The sequence below is a fragment of the Variovorax sp. VRV01 genome (genome assembly GCF_014852545.1).
In the GTDB taxonomy this organism is placed as follows: Bacteria; Pseudomonadota; Gammaproteobacteria; order Burkholderiales; family Burkholderiaceae_C; genus Variovorax; species Variovorax beijingensis_A.
In genome coordinates, this window is the sequence record NZ_JACVBS010000013.1 from 58,501 (window position 1) to 74,025 (window position 15,525).

The window sequence follows — 15,525 nt, forward strand, 5'->3', positions numbered from 1 at the left end:
TGTTTCATCACGATGGGCTGTGGTTGGGGCCTTCAGACGGCGAACAGCGAATCGAGATTCGCGAACGACTTCATCTCGATGGCATTGCCCGACGGATCGAGAAAGAACATCGTCGCCTGTTCGCCCGGCTCGCCCTTGAAGCGGATGTAGGGCTCGATCACGAAGCGGGTCTGCCGCGCCACGAGCTTGTCGGCCAGCGCCTGCCACTGGTCCATCGGGAGGATGGCGCCGAAGTGGCGCACCGGCACGTCGTGGCCGTCGACCGCGCTGCTGGCCTTGTGGCCGCATTCATCGGGCGCGAGGTGCGCCACGATCTGGTGGCCGTAGAAGTCGAAGTCGACCCATTCGGGCGCGCTGCGGCCCTCGGGGCAGCCGAGCAGGCCGCCATAGAAGGCGCGGGCTTCGGCAATGTCGCGGACGGGAAAGGCGAGGTGGAAAGGGATTCTCGTGGCGGGTGCATTCATGGCGGCGATCGCATCTCTTGAGTTCAGGATGGCCCGGACTTTAAGCAGCACGCCTCACAACCGAAAGCGATATATTTTTTCGCTGAGCATCGATTTTTTCGATGCTCGAGCCGGCGCGCCGGCGTGTGCATTCCCCCGGGAATTCCCGGGTGCCCAGCGCACGGCCGCGATGGGATAGTTAGTTCGCCCTTCAAACTAACTAATTTCTTACACGGCCTTTTCGCCGGGCACACCTTCCAAGGAGAGACATCCATGCAACTCAAGCACACCCTGGCCGCCATGGCCTTCGGCCTTTCTGCCGTGGGCGCAGTGGCCCAGACCGTGGTCGGCGTGAGCTGGTCCAACTTCCAGGAAGAGCGCTGGAAGACCGACGAGGCCGCGATCAAGGCGCAGCTCGAGAAGCTCGGCGCCAAGTACATCAGCGCCGATGCGGGCGGCTCGCCCGAGAAGCAGCTGGGCGACATCGAGGGGCTGATGTCGAAGGGCGCCAAGGCGCTGATCGTGCTGGCAATGGACAAGGATGCGATCCTTCCGGCCGTCACCAAGGCCACGCGCCAGAAGGTGCCCGTGGTCGCGTACGACCGGCTGATCGAGGCGCCCGGCGTCTTCTACATCACCTTCGACAACGTCGAGGTCGGCCGCATGGAGGCGCGCGAGGTCTTCAAGGTCAAGCCCAAGGGCAACTACGTGATCATCAAGGGCTCGCCGAGCGATCCCAACGCCGACTTCCTGCGCGCGGGCCAGCAGGAGGTGCTGGACGCCGCCATCAAGAAGGGCGACATCAAGATCGTCGGCGACGAATACACCGAGGGCTGGAAGCCCGAGGTGGCGCAGAAGAACATGGAGCAGATCCTCACCAAGAACGCCAACAAGGTCGACGCGGTGGTGGCGGCCAACGACGGCACGGCCGGCGGCGCGGTGGCCGCGCTCACGGCCAAGGGCCTGCGCGGCATTCCGGTGTCGGGCCAGGACGCCGACTTCGCGGCGCTCAACCGCATTGCGCTGGGCACGCAGACCGCCACCATCTTCAAGGACTCGCGCGAACTCGGCCGCGAAGCCGCCAGCGCCGCCATTGCGCTGTCGCAGGGCAAGCCGGTCGAGAAGGCCGCGCCCTGGAATTCCGGGCCGAAGAAGATCTCGCTGTCGTCGCGCCTGCTCACGCCGGTGCCGATCACGCGCGACAACCTCGACGTGGTCGTGAAGGCCGGCTGGATCAAGAAGGACGAGCTCTGCAAGGGCGTCCAGGCGGCCAGCGCGCCCGCGGCCTGCAAGTAGCAAGAAGAGCGCGCGCGCGAAGAAGCGCCGCAACCCGCGCAGCACTGCCGTGTCCGGCCGGCCCATGGGCCCGCCCGGCCGCTGCCGCGCACCTGTTGTTCCTTCGAGAGGATCTGAAAAATGAGCAATCCAACGCCAGGCTGGTGGCGGCGCACGGGCGTCGACCTGCGGCTCTTGCTGATGAGCGTGCTGCTGATCGCCATGGGGGTGGTCTTCAACGTGATGTCGGGCGGCGTGTTCCTGTCGCCCGAGAACCTCTACAACGTGGCGCAGCAGACGGCGGTGGTGGGCATCGTGTCGACGGTGATGGTGCTGGTGATCGTGGCGCGCCACATCGACCTGTCGGTCGGCTCGGTCATGGGCTTCGTGGGCGTGCTGATCGCCTATCTGCAATACACCTCGGGCTGGTCGTGGCCCGCGGCCTGCCTCGCGGGGCTTGCGGTGGCGCTGCTGGTGTCGATCTACCAGGGCTGGCTCACGGCGATGCTGGGCGTGCCCTCGTTCGTGGTCACGCTCGGCGGGCTGATGTCGTTCCGCGGCGCCGCCTTCCTGGTGGCCGACGGCAAGACGCAGCCCGTGAACGACGAGTTCTTCCAGCGCCTGGGCGGCGGCTACGACGGCGGCATTGGCACCACCATGACCTGGCTGCTCGCGGCCTTCGTGGCGGTGGTGCTGTTCGCGCGCATGCTGCAGAAGCGCCGCGCACGCGCGCACCACGGGATGCCCAACGAGCCGCTGTGGCTGGAAGTGCTGCTGACCGCGGTGCCGGCGGCCGTGGTGTTCGTCTTCGCGGCGGTCATGAACAACTACCAGATCGCCTCGAAGGACGCGCCGCAGGGCCTGCCGATCCCGGTGCTGATCTGGGCCGTGGTGGCGATCGTGCTGTCGTTCATCGTGCACCGCACGCGCTTCGGCCGCTATGTGTTCGCGATGGGCGGCAACCCCGATGCGGCAGCGCTGGTGGGCATTCCGGTGAAGCGCGTCACGCTGATGCTGTTTGCGCTGCTCGCGGTGCTGGTGACGGTGGCGGCCATCGTGTCGATCGCGCGGCTCAATGCGGGCACCAACTCGCTCGGCACGGGCATGGAGCTGTACGTGATCGCGGCCGCCGTGATCGGCGGCACGGCGCTCGCGGGCGGCACCGGCTCGATCTTCGGCTCGGTGCTGGGCGCGCTGATCATGCAGTCGCTCGACAGCGGCATGCTGCTGCTCGACGTGCCGATCGGCAAGCGCATGGTGATCATCGGGCAGGTGCTGATCGTGGCGGTGGTGTTCGATGTTCTCTATCGCAAGCGCTTTGGGGAGAACTGAGATGAGCGATATCGGCACATCCCAAGCCCTGGTCGAATTGCGCGACATCCGCAAGGCCTTCGGCGGCGTGAAGGCCGTGGACGGCGTGAGCATCAACCTCCATCCCGGCGAAGTGGTCGCCGTGCTCGGCCACAACGGCGCGGGCAAGTCCACGCTCATGAAGATGCTCGCGGGCGCCTATCCGGTCGATTCGGGCGACACGCTGATCGCGGGCGAGAAGGTCCACATCCGCACGCCCGCCGAAGCGCAGGCGCTCGGCATCGAGACCATCTACCAGACCCTCGCGCTGGCCGACAACCTCGACTCCGTGTCGAACCTCTTTCTCGGCCGCGAGAAGATGACGCGCTGGAACACGCTCGACGACCACTTCATGGAAGTGCAGGCGCGCAAGGTGTTCCAGCGCCTGAACAAGAACTTCACCAACATCCGCATCCCGGTGCGCAGGCTCTCGGGCGGGCAGCGGCAGGTGGTGGCGATCTCGCGCGCGCTGTACTTCAACGCGCGCATCCTGATCATGGACGAGCCCTGCGCCGCGCTCGGACCCGAAGAAACCGCGATGGTCGGCGGACTCGTGAAGCAGCTCAAGGCCGACGGCGTCGGCATCTTCCTGATCACGCACGACATGCCCGACGTGTTCTCGCTGAGCGACCGCGTCGCGGTCATGAAGAACGGCAAGCTCGTGGGCACCTACCGCACCGCGGACGTCACGGAGGACGAAGTGCTCGGCATGATCATCGCCGGCAAGCGCCCCGAAGGAAAAGAGCAGGCCCACAGGTGAGCGAAGGCAGGGGAGCCCCGTGACCATCGGCGACCAGCAGCTGCTCAAGCGCATGAACCGCAGCGTGCTGCTGCGCCTCCTGCGCGCGCGGCCGGGCCTGTCGCGTGCACGGCTCGCGAGCGAGAGCGGCCTCACCAAGTCGACCGTGAGCCTGCTGGTGCGCGAGCTGCTCGACGAGGGCTGGCTCAGCGAGGCGGGCACCACCGTCGCCGATGGGCTGGGACGGCCTTCGACGCCGCTGCGGATCAACGTCGGCGTGCGTGCGCTGATGGGTGTCGAGATCGCGGTCGAAACGGTGCGCCTGGTGTGCGTCTCGCTGCAGGGCGAGGTGCTGCATGCCGACACGCAGGCGCTGGCCGACAGCGCACCGGCCGGCGCCTGCGCGCAGGTCGCGCGCATGGCCGCGGCCGCGTACGGGCAGCTCGACGCACTGGGGCTGCGCCTGTCGAGCATCGGCGTCTGCGTGCCCGGCGCGGTGGACGACTGCACCGGCGTGGTCCGCTTCGCGCCCAACCTCGGCTGGCGCAACGTGAGCCTGCTGCCCGCGCTGGAAGAAGCCTTTGCCGCGGCCGGGCTGCCGGGCGTCACGGTGCAGCTGCAGAACGATGCCGATGCCGCCGCGCTGGGCGAATACGAGTTCTCCGGCGGCGAGAGCGCGGACCCGCTGATCTTCGTGAGCTGCGACGTGGGCGTGGGCGCCGGCGTGGTGCTGAACGACCGGCTCTTCACGGGCGCGCAAGGCATGGCGGGCGAGATCGGCCACACCATCCTGCAGCTCGATGGGCCGCTGTGCTCGTGCGGGCGCCGCGGCTGCGCCGAGGCCTTCTTCGGCTCGCGCGCGCTCGAGCGCGAAGCGCCCGGCATCGCGCATGCGGCAGCCTTCTTCGGCGTGCTGCTGCAGAACCTGTGGGTCACCTTCGATCCGCGCGCCATCGTGCTCGGCGGCAAGTCCTGCACCGGCCATCTCGGCCTGGCGCAGGCGGCCTTCGAGTGGGTCGGGCGCCATGCCGATGCGGCCGGCATGCCCGCGCCCGATCTGCGCATCGCGCGCTATCGCGCGCTTGCACCCGCCGTGGGCGCCGCCGCACTGGCGCTGCACGAATACCTCCGGCCGCTGCAGCCCGATGCGCGCACGCGCCGGGCCCGCGCCGCGCGCAACGAATACCGAATACCTTCTGTTTAAGAAGATCGGCGGCAAGCGGCCGCGCGTCCGGTGATGCACGGCGACATGCGCAAACCGCCTACGCCCATCGCCGCGGCCTTGGCCTAGGTTCGAGAAAAAACCTGGAGTCCGTGCCATGCCCGATGCCGCCGCGCGCGTTCGTGCGCCTTCTTCCGCGCTGCTCAACATCACTGCCGTTGTCATCGGCCTTGCGGGCCTGGGGCTGGGGGCGGCAGGCGCCTGGCTCGCAGTGCTCGGCGGCTCGTGGTACTACCTCGTGGCGGGGCTCGGGCTCATCATTGCGGCGGTGCTGCTGCCGCGCGGCAGCGGCGCCGGCCTCTGGGCCTATGCGGCCGTGGTGGCGTTCACGCTGGTCTGGGCCCTGTGGGAAGTGGGGTTCGACTGGTGGCCGCTGGCGGCGCGCGGCGACGTGTTCTTCGTGCTCGGCGTGTTCCTGCTCACGCCCTGGGTGGCGCGCGCACTCGGGCGCCGCAGCGCCGCGGGCGTGGCGCCTGCACGGGGCTTTCTCGGCGTGGTGCTGCTGGCCTTCCTGGCCGCCGCGGTGTTCTCGTGGACGCGCGATGCGACGCGCGTGGAGGGCGCCATGCCGGCGCCGACGGCAGCCGCCGCGGCGCCGGCGAACGCCGCACCGGCCCCGCCGAAGGACGACTGGACGGCCTACGGCGGCAACGGCATGGGCCAGCGCTACTCGGCACTCGACCAGATCACGCCGGCCAATGTGGGCGAGCTGCAGGAGGCCTGGCACTTCCGCACCGGCGACGTGCGCGGCCAGAGCGGCGACCCCGAGGAGACGACCTTCGAGGTCACGCCGCTGAAGATCGGCGAGCGGCTTTTCCTTTGCACGCCGCACCAGTCGGTGGTGGCACTGAACGCGACCACCGGCCAGCAGCTCTGGCGCTACACGCCTGAGATCCGGCGCCCGCTGGCCCTGCAACACCTGACCTGCCGCGGCCTGTCCTACGACCCGGGCCGTGCGGTGCGGCCCGCGCCTGCTTCGCCTTCGCCAACCCCGGCTGCCAGCGGCGACTGCGACGCCAAGCTCTTCATGCCCACGGCCGATGGCCGCGTCATCGCGCTCAATCCCGAAAGCGGCAGGCCCTGCACGCGCTTCGGCGGCGGCACCGGCCAGATCGACCTGTGGAAGAACATGCCCAACGTGAAGCCCGGCTCCTATTACTCGACCTCGCCGGTGGTGGTGACACGCTCACTCGTCATCGTGGGCGGCACGGTGCTGGACAATGTTTCGACGAAGGAGACCTCGGGCGTGATCCGGGCCTTCGACATCGACACCGGCGCGCTGGTGTGGAACTGGGATTCGGGCAACCCGGACGACACCGCGCCCATCGCGGCCGACCGCACGTATACGGCCAACTCGCCGAACAGCTGGTCGATCTCCAGCGTGGACGAGGCGCTCGGGCTGGTCTACGTGCCCACCGGCAACCAGCCGCCCGACCAGTGGGGCGGCAAGCGCAGCGAAGGGGCGGAGCGCTACTCGTCCTCGGTGGTGGCGCTGGACCTGGCCACCGGCCGCGTGCGCTGGAGCTTCCAGACCGTGCACCACGACCTCTGGGACTACGACGTGCCCTCGCAGCCCAGCCTCGTCGACCTGCGCATCGGCAGCGAGACGGTGCCCGCGCTCGTGCAGCCGACCAAGCAGGGCGAGCTGTTCGTGCTCGACCGGCGCGATGGCAAGCCCGTGACCAAGGTCCATGAACGGCCCGCGCCGCAGGGGCCGGCCGCGGGCGACCACACCTCGCTCACGCAGCCCGTGTCCGAGCTGTCTTTCGATCCGCCCGCGCTCACGCCGGCCGACATGTGGGGCGGCACCGTGTTCGACCAGCTGGCCTGCCGCATCGCCTTTCACCGGCTGCGCTACGAAGGCCGCTACACGCCGCCGTCGACCGAGGGCTCGCTGATCTACCCCGGCAACTTCGGCGTCTTCAACTGGGGCGGCGTGGCGGTCGACCCGGTGCGGCAGATGGCCTTCACCACGCCGGCCTCGCTGGCCTTCGTGTCGAAGCTCATTCCGCGCGCCGACGACACCTCGCTCTACGTGCAGGGCAAGAACCGGCCCAACGACAGCCTGCCCGCGCTCAACGAGAACTTCGGTGCACCGTTCGCGGTGCAGCTGCGCGCCTTCACCTCGGTGTTCGGCCTGCCGTGCCAGGCGCCGCCCTGGGGCCATGTGGCCGGGACCGACCTGCGCACCGGCCGCGTGGTGTGGAAGCACAGGAACGGCACGGTGCGCGACAGCTCGCCGCTGCCGCTGCCCTTTGCGATGGGCGTGCCCAGCCTCGGCGGGCCGGTCATGACGGCCGGCGGCGTGGCCTTTCTCTCGGGCACGCTCGACTACTACCTGCGCGCCTACGACGTGGCCAACGGCAAGGAGCTCTGGCGCAGCCGCCTGCCCGCGGGCGGGCAGGCCACGCCGATGAGCTACCGCGGCAGCGACGGACGCCAGTACGTGGTGGTGGCAGCGGGCGGCCACGGCTCGCTGGGCACGCGCACGGGCGACCACGTGATCGCCTACGCGCTGCCCAGGCGCTGAGCGTTCAGCCCGGCGCGCGCAGCGTGCCCTTGTCCTCTTCGCGCCAGTCGCGCAGCCGCCGGTACAGCGTGCCGCGCGACACGCCCAGCTGCCGCGCCGCCTGCGACACATTGCCGCCCTGCGCCGCCAGCGCTTCCTCGATCAGCTTGCGGCTGTGCTCGCGCAGGGTTTCGCCCGGCAGCGGTTGCGCCGGTGCGTGGTGCGAGGCGATTGCTTGCGTGTGCTCGTGCGCCGCCAGCGGCTCGGTTGCCGTTGCGGGCTCGACGGACAGCATGGCACTGCTTTCGCCGGGCACCGCCACGGCATGCCTGAAGTCCACGCCGTCCGCAGCCTTCAAGCGCGCCTGCACCCACACGCCCAGGCCGCTGGCCAGGCGCAGCGGCTGCGCGGCTTCGCGCCTTTCGAGCCGCAGCAGGCTCGCGAGGTCGTGGCCCAGCATCGATTCGACATCGCGTTCGCCGGCTTCTTCGGGCAGGCGACCGATCAGCCGCGCGCCGGCACTGTTGAGCCAGGCGATGGTGCCGTCGGGCGCCACGCCGGCCAGCGCTTCCATGGGCGTGCCCAGCAGGGTGGGGCTGGCCTGGAAGCGCAGGATCAGGTGGTCGCGCGACTGCGCCTGCAGCAGGCGGTTCTCGATGGTCGTGGCATAGAGCCCCACCATCGAGGCCGCGTCGAAGCCGAAGCGCCGCGCTTCCATCGTGATGTCGAGCACGCCTGCGAGCCGGCCTGCCACGTCGCGGATGGGGGCCGCGGCGCACTGCATCTGCGACAGCACGTCGAAGTAGTGCTCCGCGCCGTCGACGGTGCAGGCCTGACCGGTGGTCGCCACGATGCCGGGCGCCGTGGTGCCGACGATGCGCTCTGAAATGTTCACGCCCACGCGCGCGGTCTTGCGCAGCACCGGCTGGTGCGCGGCGGCCGGCTGCTGCGTGACATGCACCACCACGCCTTCGCCGTCGGTCAGGATCACGCGGCAGTCGGTGCCTGCGAGCGCGCTTTCCATGCTTGCGAGTTCCTGCCGCGCCACCTCGAGCAGCTCGCGGTTGCGCGCCAGCGTGGCGTGCAGGCGGCTTGGCGTGACCGCATCGAAAGGCACGATGCGCTGGCGGTCGCTGTGGTTTCGCGTGCAGCGCAGCCACGACTGGATCACCGCCTCGCCGACCAGGCCCGAAGGCCGCACGCCTTCCTCGAAGAACTGCTGCCGCGCGAGCGCCACGCGCTGCGCGGGCGTGCTGGAAAAAAGTTGGCGCGGCGCAGTTGCCGTGCCCAGCCGTTCGAAAGCCATGCTGTTCGCTGCTCCTCGAAATGGGGGAACCAGGAAAGGGAGATCGCTGCCCCTGTCGAATGTGTTCCGCAATGGAACAGCGCCGGACTGGGGAAATCCCGAAGGTGAACGCGAGGGCGGCAAAAACGATCCTTGCGGCACAAAGGAGACTCCCGATGAAAAAGATCCACTCCGGGTTGCTCGTGCTCGCCGGTGCATTGCTGTGCGCGGGCAGCTCGCCCGCCGCGGCCCAGGCCTCGGCCGCCAGGCAGGTGAACGGCGACTTCATCCGCGCCAATGCGGCCCAGAAGAAGACCCCCGACTGGCCGAGCTACGGCCTGGACTACGCCGAGTCGCGCTTCAGCAAGCTCGACCAGGTGAACGCCGGCAACGTCAAGCAGCTGGGCCTCGCCTGGTCCTACAACCTCGAGTCCACGCGCGGCGTCGAGGCCACGCCGCTGGTGGTGGACGGCGTCATGTACGTCACCGCGTCGTGGAGCGTGGTGCATGCCATCGACACGCGCACCGGGCAGAAGCTCTGGAGCTTCGATCCGCAGGTCGACAAGTCCAAGGGTTTCAGGGGCTGCTGCGACGTGGTGAACCGCGGCGTCGCGCTGCACGAGGGCAAGGTCTACGTCGGCGCCTTCGACGGCCGCCTGATCGCGCTCGACGCCGTCACAGGGCAGAAGGTCTGGGAGAAGAACACCATCGAGGGGCAGAAGGGCTCCTACACCATCACCGGCGCGCCGCGCGTCTTCAAGGGCAAGGTCATCATCGGCAACGGCGGCGCCGAGTACGGCGTGCGCGGCTACGTCACGGCCTACGACGCGAAGACCGGCGAGCAGAAGTGGCGCTGGTTCGTGGTGCCGGGCGACCCGGCCAAGCCCTTCGAGGACGAATCGATGGCGCGCGCCGCCAAGACCTGGGACCCGAGCGGCAAGTACTGGGAAGCCGGCGGCGGCGGCACCGCATGGGACAGCTTCGCCTTCGACCCCGAGCTCAACCTGATGTACGTGGGCACCGGCAACGGCTCGCCCTGGGCGCACAAGAAGCGCAGCCCCAAGGGCGGCGACAACCTCTACCTCGGCTCGGTGGTGGCCCTGAACCCCGACACCGGCAAGTACGTGTGGCACTACCAGGAGACGCCGGGCGACAACTGGGACTACACCTCCACCCAGTCGATGATCCTGGCCAACGTCACGCTCGGCGGCAAGGCGCGCAAGGTGCTGCTGCATGCGCCGAAGAACGGCTTCTTCTTCGTCATCGACCGCACCAACGGCAAGTTCATCTCGGCGAAGAATTTCGTCGACGTGAACTGGGCCACGGGCTACGACAAGAACGGCCGTCCCATCGAGATCGCGGCCGCGCGCCAGAACGACAAGCCCGGCGACAGCATTCCCGGCCCCTTCGGCGCGCACAACTGGCATCCGATGTCGTTCAACCCGCAGACGGGCCTGGCCTACCTGCCGGCGCAGAACATTCCGATCAACCTGATGGACGACAAGGACTGGAAGTTCGACCAGAACGCACCCGGCCGCCCGCATGCCGCGCTGGGCTGGAACACCGCGATGTTCGCCAACGCCGAGCCGCCCAAGAGCAAGCCCTTCGGCCGCCTCGTCGCCTGGGACCCGGTGGCGCAGAAGGAGGCCTGGGGCGTGGACTATGTCTCGCCCTGGAACGGCGGCACGCTCACCACCGCCGGCAACCTGGTGTTCCAGGGCACGGCCGACGGCCGGCTGGTGGCCTACAACGCGAAGACCGGCGAGAAGCTCTGGGAAACGGCCACCGGCACCGGCGTGGTGGCCGCGCCCGCCACCTACATGGTCGATGGCAAGCAGTATGTGTCGGTCGCGGTGGGCTGGGGCGGCGTCTACGGCCTCGCGCAGCGCGCCACCGAGCGGCAGGGCCCGGGCACGGTCTACACCTTTGCCGTGGGCGGCAGCGCGAAGATGCCCGACTTCGTGCAGTACCGCATGGACAAGCTGGTGCAGGGCGTGAAGTACGACCCCGCCAAGGTCCAGACCGGCACCATGCTCTATGTGAGCAACTGCGTGTTCTGCCATGGCGTGCCGGGCGTGGACCGCGGCGGCAACATCCCGAACCTCGGCTACATGGACGCGGCCTACATCGAGAACCTCGACAAGTTCATCCTCAAGGGCCCGGCCATGGCGCGCGGCATGCCCGACTTCACCGGCAAGCTCTCGGGCGAGGACATCGAGAGCATCAAGGCCTTCATCCAGGGCACGGCCGACGCGATCCGGCCGAAGTGAGGCTGCGCGCGGGCCGGTCAGCCCGCGAGCCGCAGCTCCTGGATCAGGCCTGCCACGTTGCCCACCTGCAGCTTGTCGTAGATCGACTGGATGTGGTTGCGCACGGTGGCCGGCGAGCGGTTCAGCATGGCCGCGATGTCCTTGTGCGTGTCGCCGCGGGCCAGCAGCTCGGCAATGGTGTGCTCGCGCGGCGTGAGGCTGTCGGCCAGGCAGCGCCTGCGGCTCTTGAGGAACAGCAGGCGCTGCTCCACATGGTGCGTGACCACGACCGCCCGCCCGCTGTAGCGCGCATGGCCGCCGAGGAAATGCTTCAGCAGCGCGTCGGGCAGCGTGCGCCCGTGCCACGACGGCCACTCGGCCTTCAGCGTCGCTTCGAAAGGGCCGTCGGCGTGATAGAGCACGCCGCGCAGGTCGCCGATGGCGGAGCCGCCGGGTGCCTGGCCGCCGGTCTCGAGCCGGTCGAGGTGCACGATGCGGTTGAGCGCCAGTGCCTGCATCACGTGCGGCGCCAGGCTCGCGAGCAGCTGCCGTTCGTCTTCGGTGCCGTGCGCCTCCGGGTCCGAGCGGAACAGGCTGAGCCAGTGCACGAAGTTCGTCTGCGGGTGCACGTCCGAGCTGATGAAGAAGTTGGCCTGTTCGAAGCGCTCGCCGTAGTCGCGCAGCTGCGCCTGGTCCTTGCGGTGGAACCAGGCATTGGCATTGAACGAGAGCGTCGACTTCGGCTGCTTGCCCACTTCCATCGCCGCGGTGTCGAGGTGCTTCACCTCTTCGTAGGCCGCGAGCATTTCCACCGGCTGGTTGTGCAGGTGGATGGTGTGGATGTCGATGCCGTTGTCGGTTCGGGTGGCGGTGCCCCACATCGAGGAATCGAAGGCCAGGACCGGCTTGATGAGGTCGAGCGCGGCATCCTGGAAGGCGTGGATGGGCAGCTCGTGCGAGAGCCGGTAGAGCTGCAGCAGCAACTCGCTGAAGTCATGAAGGGCGGCGGGCCTGGTCATCGGCGCAGTTTTCCATCGCGCCCGCGCAGCGGGCATCCCATGTTCCGGTGATTGCCACCGCGGCCCGCCGGCGGTTTTCAAGAATGATGCATTTGCATCATTTTCTTTGAAAAAGTGAAAGCTATTGTTTGCGGACCCCGGATGGTCCGGGGCTTTCAACCTATTCGAAGAGCCCACCGATGCCCTCTCTCACCCGGAAGATCCCGCATGCCCTGTCCGTTGTCACCCTCGCGCTTCTCGGCGCATGCGGCGGGGGAGGCGGAGGAGGAGGAGGCGGCGGCGGGTTCGGCTTCATTCCGGCGGCGTCGAACGGCGGCGAGCCCCCCGCAGCAGCGGCCACCACCCTCAGCGGCACCGTCGCCACCGGCGCGGCGCTCGCCGGTGCGGTGCTCACGGTGTTCGACCAGACCGGCGCCAAGGTCTGCGAAGTGACCACCACGCCCGAAGGCAGCTACAGCTGCTCGCTGCCCGCCGGCACCAAGGCGCCGCTGGTGATCCAGGCCGTGCGCGACGACCTGACCCTCTACAGCACCACCGCGAGCACCGCGACCGGCACCACCAACGTGACGCCGCTGACCACCATCATCGTGGCGCAGCTGTCGCCCAACGGCGACCCCTCGCAGCTGGCCGCGGCGATCCAGGCCGACGCCGGCGCCGTCACGGCGGGGTCGATCGGCGACCAGGTGGCCAAGCTGGTCGCCGCGCTGCAGCCGCTGCTGACCGCGCTCGACGCGAGCATCGACCCGATGAGCGGCGAGTTCCAGGCCAACGGCACCGGCCAGGATCGCGTGCTCGACGCGCTCAACGTGTCGGTGCGCCCCGACGGCACGGCGGCCAACATCGAGATCACGGTGAAGGCGCTGCCCGCCGGCGAGGACAGCCCGCCGGTGTCCATCGTCTTTCGCAGCGGCGACGCCACCATTGCGACGCTGCCCGCCATCGACGCCGCAACGCTGGTGCAGCCGCCCACGCCGGCCATGGTGCAGGCGCTGCTCGACCGCATCAACGCCTGCTATGCGCTGCCGCTCGCACAGCGCGTCGACAGCCCCATCGAGCCCGACGGCAATGCCTACGGCAGCGCCGCCAACGTGGTGGCGCCAGCCTGCCGCACGCTGTTCGTGAACGACGATCCGGCCAGCTTCGTGGCGGCCGGCGCGCCCATCGGCCGCGTGAGCGGCGGTGCGCGCCGCTCGTTCGAAAGCCTGTTCCGCTTTGGCCCCACCAACCTGAAGCACGACCGCGGCAACTTCGAATACTTCCACAAGAACGGCGACGTCGCGCTCACCTACCGCTGGACCGACGTTCTGGGCAACACCGACAACGACGTCTTCAACGCCAAGATCGTGGATGGCGCGCTGAAGCTCACCGGCAACAGCCACACCTACCGCGCGTCCGTTCGCCCGCAGCTCGAGAAGAAGGACTACCTGAAGCACCAGAACCTGGTCTTCCATTCGGTCGGCTACGCCGTCTCCATCGACAACGTGCGCGACGGCAACGGCGATCCGATCCTTTCGAAGGTGGTGGCAACGACCGCTTCACTGCCGGGCAAGGAGCTGGTGCTGGTGCCCAAGGCCGGCCTGAACACGCTGGTGCTCACGCCGGACGGCACGGCCGGCTCCGCCCTGAATTCGGCGCTGTGGCGCATGTCGGCGCGCTACCTGGACCCGGCCCAGCCCGGCAGCCCGAGCGATTTCGACAGCGCCAATCTCTTCGCCACGCCGGCGTATACCGACGAGGAACTCGGCAAGATCGCCGACCAGTCGGTATGGAAGCTGGAGTTCTTCCGCGCCGACGGCGCCACCCCGAACGTGGTGCAGTACGTGCGCACCTTCTCGCGCGTGCCCACCATCGCGGAAGCCGTGCAGACGCCGATGGTGGAACTCACGCCGGCCCTGCGCGCTGAAATGCTCGCGGAAAGCCTGGGCTCCGCGCGGGGCATCGTCTTTGCGGCACCGACGCCGTCGGAGCCCAACAACGTCGACTTCAGCGCCGACGGCGGCCTCGATGCCTGGACCGTTCCGGCCGGTGCGCTCGCACCCACCTCGTTCGGTGTTTTCGGCAGGGCGCCCGGCCCCGGCGGCGCCCGCTTCGGCGAAACCGTCACCGTGCGCAGCACGGCGCGCAAGGCGATGGTCTATTGCCAGCCGGTCAGCCCCAGCGATACGCACTGCGTGCCGGCCGGCAACAACAGCTGGCAGTACGCACAGGGCTCCTCGCTGAGCACCTTCAGCTTCACGGCCCGCACCGCGCGCCAGGTCGACGTGCGCAAGAACTTCGAGGTGTGGACGGTCACGCTGCCCTGATTCTTCCTGCTGTCACCGCCATGAAAAAAGCCGCCGGTCCCGAGGGCCGGCGGCTCTTTTTTCTTGAGCGCGGGGGAAATCAGTCGGCGTACACGCCGGCGGCCTTGATGATCGGGCCCCACTTGGCGATCTCGGCTGCGACGAACTTCTTGTGCTCGGCCGGCTCGGTGCGCTTGTCGGTGGTGATCACCGCACCCAGCGCTTCCTCGCGCTTGATGAAGCCCGGGTCCTTCATGGCGGCCTTGATGGCTTCGTTGAGCTTCTTCAGCACCGGTGCCGGCGTGCCCTTGGGCGCGTACACGCCGTGCCAGATCGAGACCTCGAAGTCCTTCAGGCCCGATTCGGCGAGCGTCGGCAGGTCCTTCAGGGCCGGCGTGGTCAGGCGCTTGCTCGTGGTCACGGCGTAGGCCTTGACCTTCTTGGCCTCGATCTGCGAGGTGGTGTTGGTGGTCTGGTCGCACAGCAGGTCGATCTGGCCGCCCAGCAGGTCGGCGATGGCCGGTGCGGTGCCCTTGTAGGGAACCGGCGTCATCTCGACCTTGAGCGCGCTCTGGAACAGCAGGCCGCACAGGTGCGAGGCGGCGCCCAGGCCGGCGTTGCCGAGGTTGATCTTGCCCTTGTTGGCCGCGATCCAGGCCGTCAGCTCCTTGTAGTTGTTGGCCGGCAGCGTCGGCTTGCCAATGAGCGTCATCGGCACTTCATTGACCATGCCGAGGTATTCGAAGTCGTTCTCGACGTTGAACGGCAGCTTGCGGTAGAGCGCCGGCATCGTCGACATGCCGATGTGGTTGAGCAGCAGCGTGTAGCCGTCCGGCGCGGCGCGGGCCACCTTGGCGGTGCCGATGGAGCTGCCGGCACCCGCGGTGTTGTCCACCACGATCGTCGTGCCCAGGGTCTTTTGCAGGGCTTCGGCCAGGTCGCGGGCCACGCGGTCGGTCGGGCCGCCGGCGGAGAAGGGCACCACCAGCGTGACGGTCTTGCCTGCGGGGAAATCCTGGGCCCAGGCGCCGGCGGCAGCAGCGGCGAACGCCGTGAGTGCAAGCAATTTCTTCATGTGTGTCTCTCGGTTGGTGAAATTCAAAAACGGCCGCGATCATAAAGGCTGACCATGACCTGACGAATAGCGAATAG

General features: G+C 68.6%; 11 protein-coding genes. 7 read left to right on the forward strand and 4 right to left on the reverse strand.

Annotated elements, in window-relative coordinates:
• Positions 1-32: 32 nt before the first annotated feature.
• Positions 33-464 carry a VOC family protein gene (locus tag IB278_RS22215; RefSeq protein ID WP_145739380.1) on the reverse strand — a complete coding sequence of 144 codons (432 nt, stop codon included), beginning with the start codon at positions 462-464 and terminating at the stop codon, positions 33-35.
• A 252-nt stretch (positions 465-716) separates the two neighbouring features.
• On the opposite strand from IB278_RS22215, the gene xylF reads away from it, so the two are divergent.
• The 5 genes from xylF to IB278_RS22240 all read left to right on the forward strand — a co-directional run bounded on the left by xylF (position 717) and on the right by IB278_RS22240 (position 7,559).
• A complete protein-coding gene (gene xylF / locus IB278_RS22220) occupies positions 717-1,739 on the forward strand; it encodes a D-xylose ABC transporter substrate-binding protein (RefSeq protein WP_145739381.1) in 1,023 nt (340 codons plus the stop codon).
• Between the two features lie 120 nt (positions 1,740-1,859).
• Positions 1,860-3,050 carry a sugar ABC transporter permease gene (locus tag IB278_RS22225; RefSeq protein ID WP_192325448.1) on the forward strand — a complete coding sequence of 397 codons (1,191 nt, stop codon included), beginning with the start codon at positions 1,860-1,862 and terminating at the stop codon, positions 3,048-3,050.
• A 1-nt stretch (position 3,051) separates the two neighbouring features.
• Positions 3,052-3,828 carry an ATP-binding cassette domain-containing protein gene (locus IB278_RS22230; RefSeq protein ID WP_145739385.1) on the forward strand — a complete coding sequence of 259 codons (777 nt, stop codon included), beginning with the start codon at positions 3,052-3,054 and terminating at the stop codon, positions 3,826-3,828.
• A 19-nt stretch (positions 3,829-3,847) separates the two neighbouring features.
• Positions 3,848-5,011 (forward strand): ROK family transcriptional regulator, encoded by a 1,164-nt coding sequence (locus IB278_RS22235; RefSeq protein ID WP_145739387.1) that lies wholly within the window; start codon positions 3,848-3,850, stop codon positions 5,009-5,011.
• A 115-nt stretch (positions 5,012-5,126) separates the two neighbouring features.
• The gene (locus IB278_RS22240; protein ID WP_192325450.1) at positions 5,127-7,559 is read left to right on the forward strand and encodes a membrane-bound PQQ-dependent dehydrogenase, glucose/quinate/shikimate family; all 2,433 of its coding nucleotides are present in this window, start codon (positions 5,127-5,129) and stop codon (positions 7,557-7,559) included.
• A gap of 4 nt (positions 7,560-7,563) precedes the next feature.
• Here the strand turns inward: IB278_RS22240 and IB278_RS22245 are convergent, their stop codons facing one another.
• Positions 7,564-8,844, reverse strand: coding sequence for a helix-turn-helix domain-containing protein (locus tag IB278_RS22245; RefSeq protein WP_192325452.1), 1,281 nt, complete (start codon positions 8,842-8,844; stop codon positions 7,564-7,566).
• Between the two features lie 155 nt (positions 8,845-8,999).
• Between IB278_RS22245 and IB278_RS22250 the strand changes: the two genes are divergently transcribed.
• Complete coding sequence (locus IB278_RS22250; protein WP_192325454.1) at positions 9,000-11,093, forward strand: PQQ-dependent dehydrogenase, methanol/ethanol family; 2,094 nt, start codon at positions 9,000-9,002, stop codon at positions 11,091-11,093.
• A 17-nt stretch (positions 11,094-11,110) separates the two neighbouring features.
• Here the strand turns inward: IB278_RS22250 and IB278_RS22255 are convergent, their stop codons facing one another.
• A complete protein-coding gene (locus IB278_RS22255; RefSeq protein WP_145739395.1) occupies positions 11,111-12,091 on the reverse strand; it encodes a helix-turn-helix transcriptional regulator in 981 nt (326 codons plus the stop codon).
• A 179-nt stretch (positions 12,092-12,270) separates the two neighbouring features.
• On the opposite strand from IB278_RS22255, the gene IB278_RS22260 reads away from it, so the two are divergent.
• Positions 12,271-14,394, forward strand: coding sequence for a carboxypeptidase-like regulatory domain-containing protein (locus IB278_RS22260; RefSeq protein ID WP_145739397.1), 2,124 nt, complete (start codon positions 12,271-12,273; stop codon positions 14,392-14,394).
• Between the two features lie 79 nt (positions 14,395-14,473).
• On the opposite strand, the gene IB278_RS22265 is transcribed toward IB278_RS22260, so the two are convergent.
• Positions 14,474-15,448: a tripartite tricarboxylate transporter substrate-binding protein gene (locus IB278_RS22265; RefSeq protein WP_145739399.1), complete on the reverse strand. Its 975-nt coding sequence runs from the start codon at positions 15,446-15,448 to the stop codon at positions 14,474-14,476.
• Positions 15,449-15,525: the final 77 nt, after the last annotated feature.

What these genes read in the sequence shown, in the direction of transcription:
- IB278_RS22215 (WP_145739380.1), bottom strand. Translation starts at nt 464, where the DNA reads ATGAATGCACCCGCCACGAGAATCCCTTTCCACCTCGCCTTTCCCGTC.
- xylF (WP_145739381.1), top strand. Translation starts at nt 717, where the DNA reads ATGCAACTCAAGCACACCCTGGCCGCCATGGCCTTCGGCCTTTCTGCC.
- IB278_RS22225 (WP_192325448.1), top strand. Translation starts at nt 1,860, where the DNA reads ATGAGCAATCCAACGCCAGGCTGGTGGCGGCGCACGGGCGTCGACCTG.
- IB278_RS22230 (WP_145739385.1), top strand. Translation starts at nt 3,052, where the DNA reads ATGAGCGATATCGGCACATCCCAAGCCCTGGTCGAATTGCGCGACATC.
- IB278_RS22240 (WP_192325450.1), top strand. Translation starts at nt 5,127, where the DNA reads ATGCCCGATGCCGCCGCGCGCGTTCGTGCGCCTTCTTCCGCGCTGCTC.
- IB278_RS22245 (WP_192325452.1), bottom strand. Translation starts at nt 8,844, where the DNA reads ATGGCTTTCGAACGGCTGGGCACGGCAACTGCGCCGCGCCAACTTTTT.
- IB278_RS22250 (WP_192325454.1), top strand. Translation starts at nt 9,000, where the DNA reads ATGAAAAAGATCCACTCCGGGTTGCTCGTGCTCGCCGGTGCATTGCTG.
- IB278_RS22255 (WP_145739395.1), bottom strand. Translation starts at nt 12,091, where the DNA reads ATGACCAGGCCCGCCGCCCTTCATGACTTCAGCGAGTTGCTGCTGCAG.
- IB278_RS22260 (WP_145739397.1), top strand. Translation starts at nt 12,271, where the DNA reads ATGCCCTCTCTCACCCGGAAGATCCCGCATGCCCTGTCCGTTGTCACC.
- IB278_RS22265 (WP_145739399.1), bottom strand. Translation starts at nt 15,448, where the DNA reads ATGAAGAAATTGCTTGCACTCACGGCGTTCGCCGCTGCTGCCGCCGGC.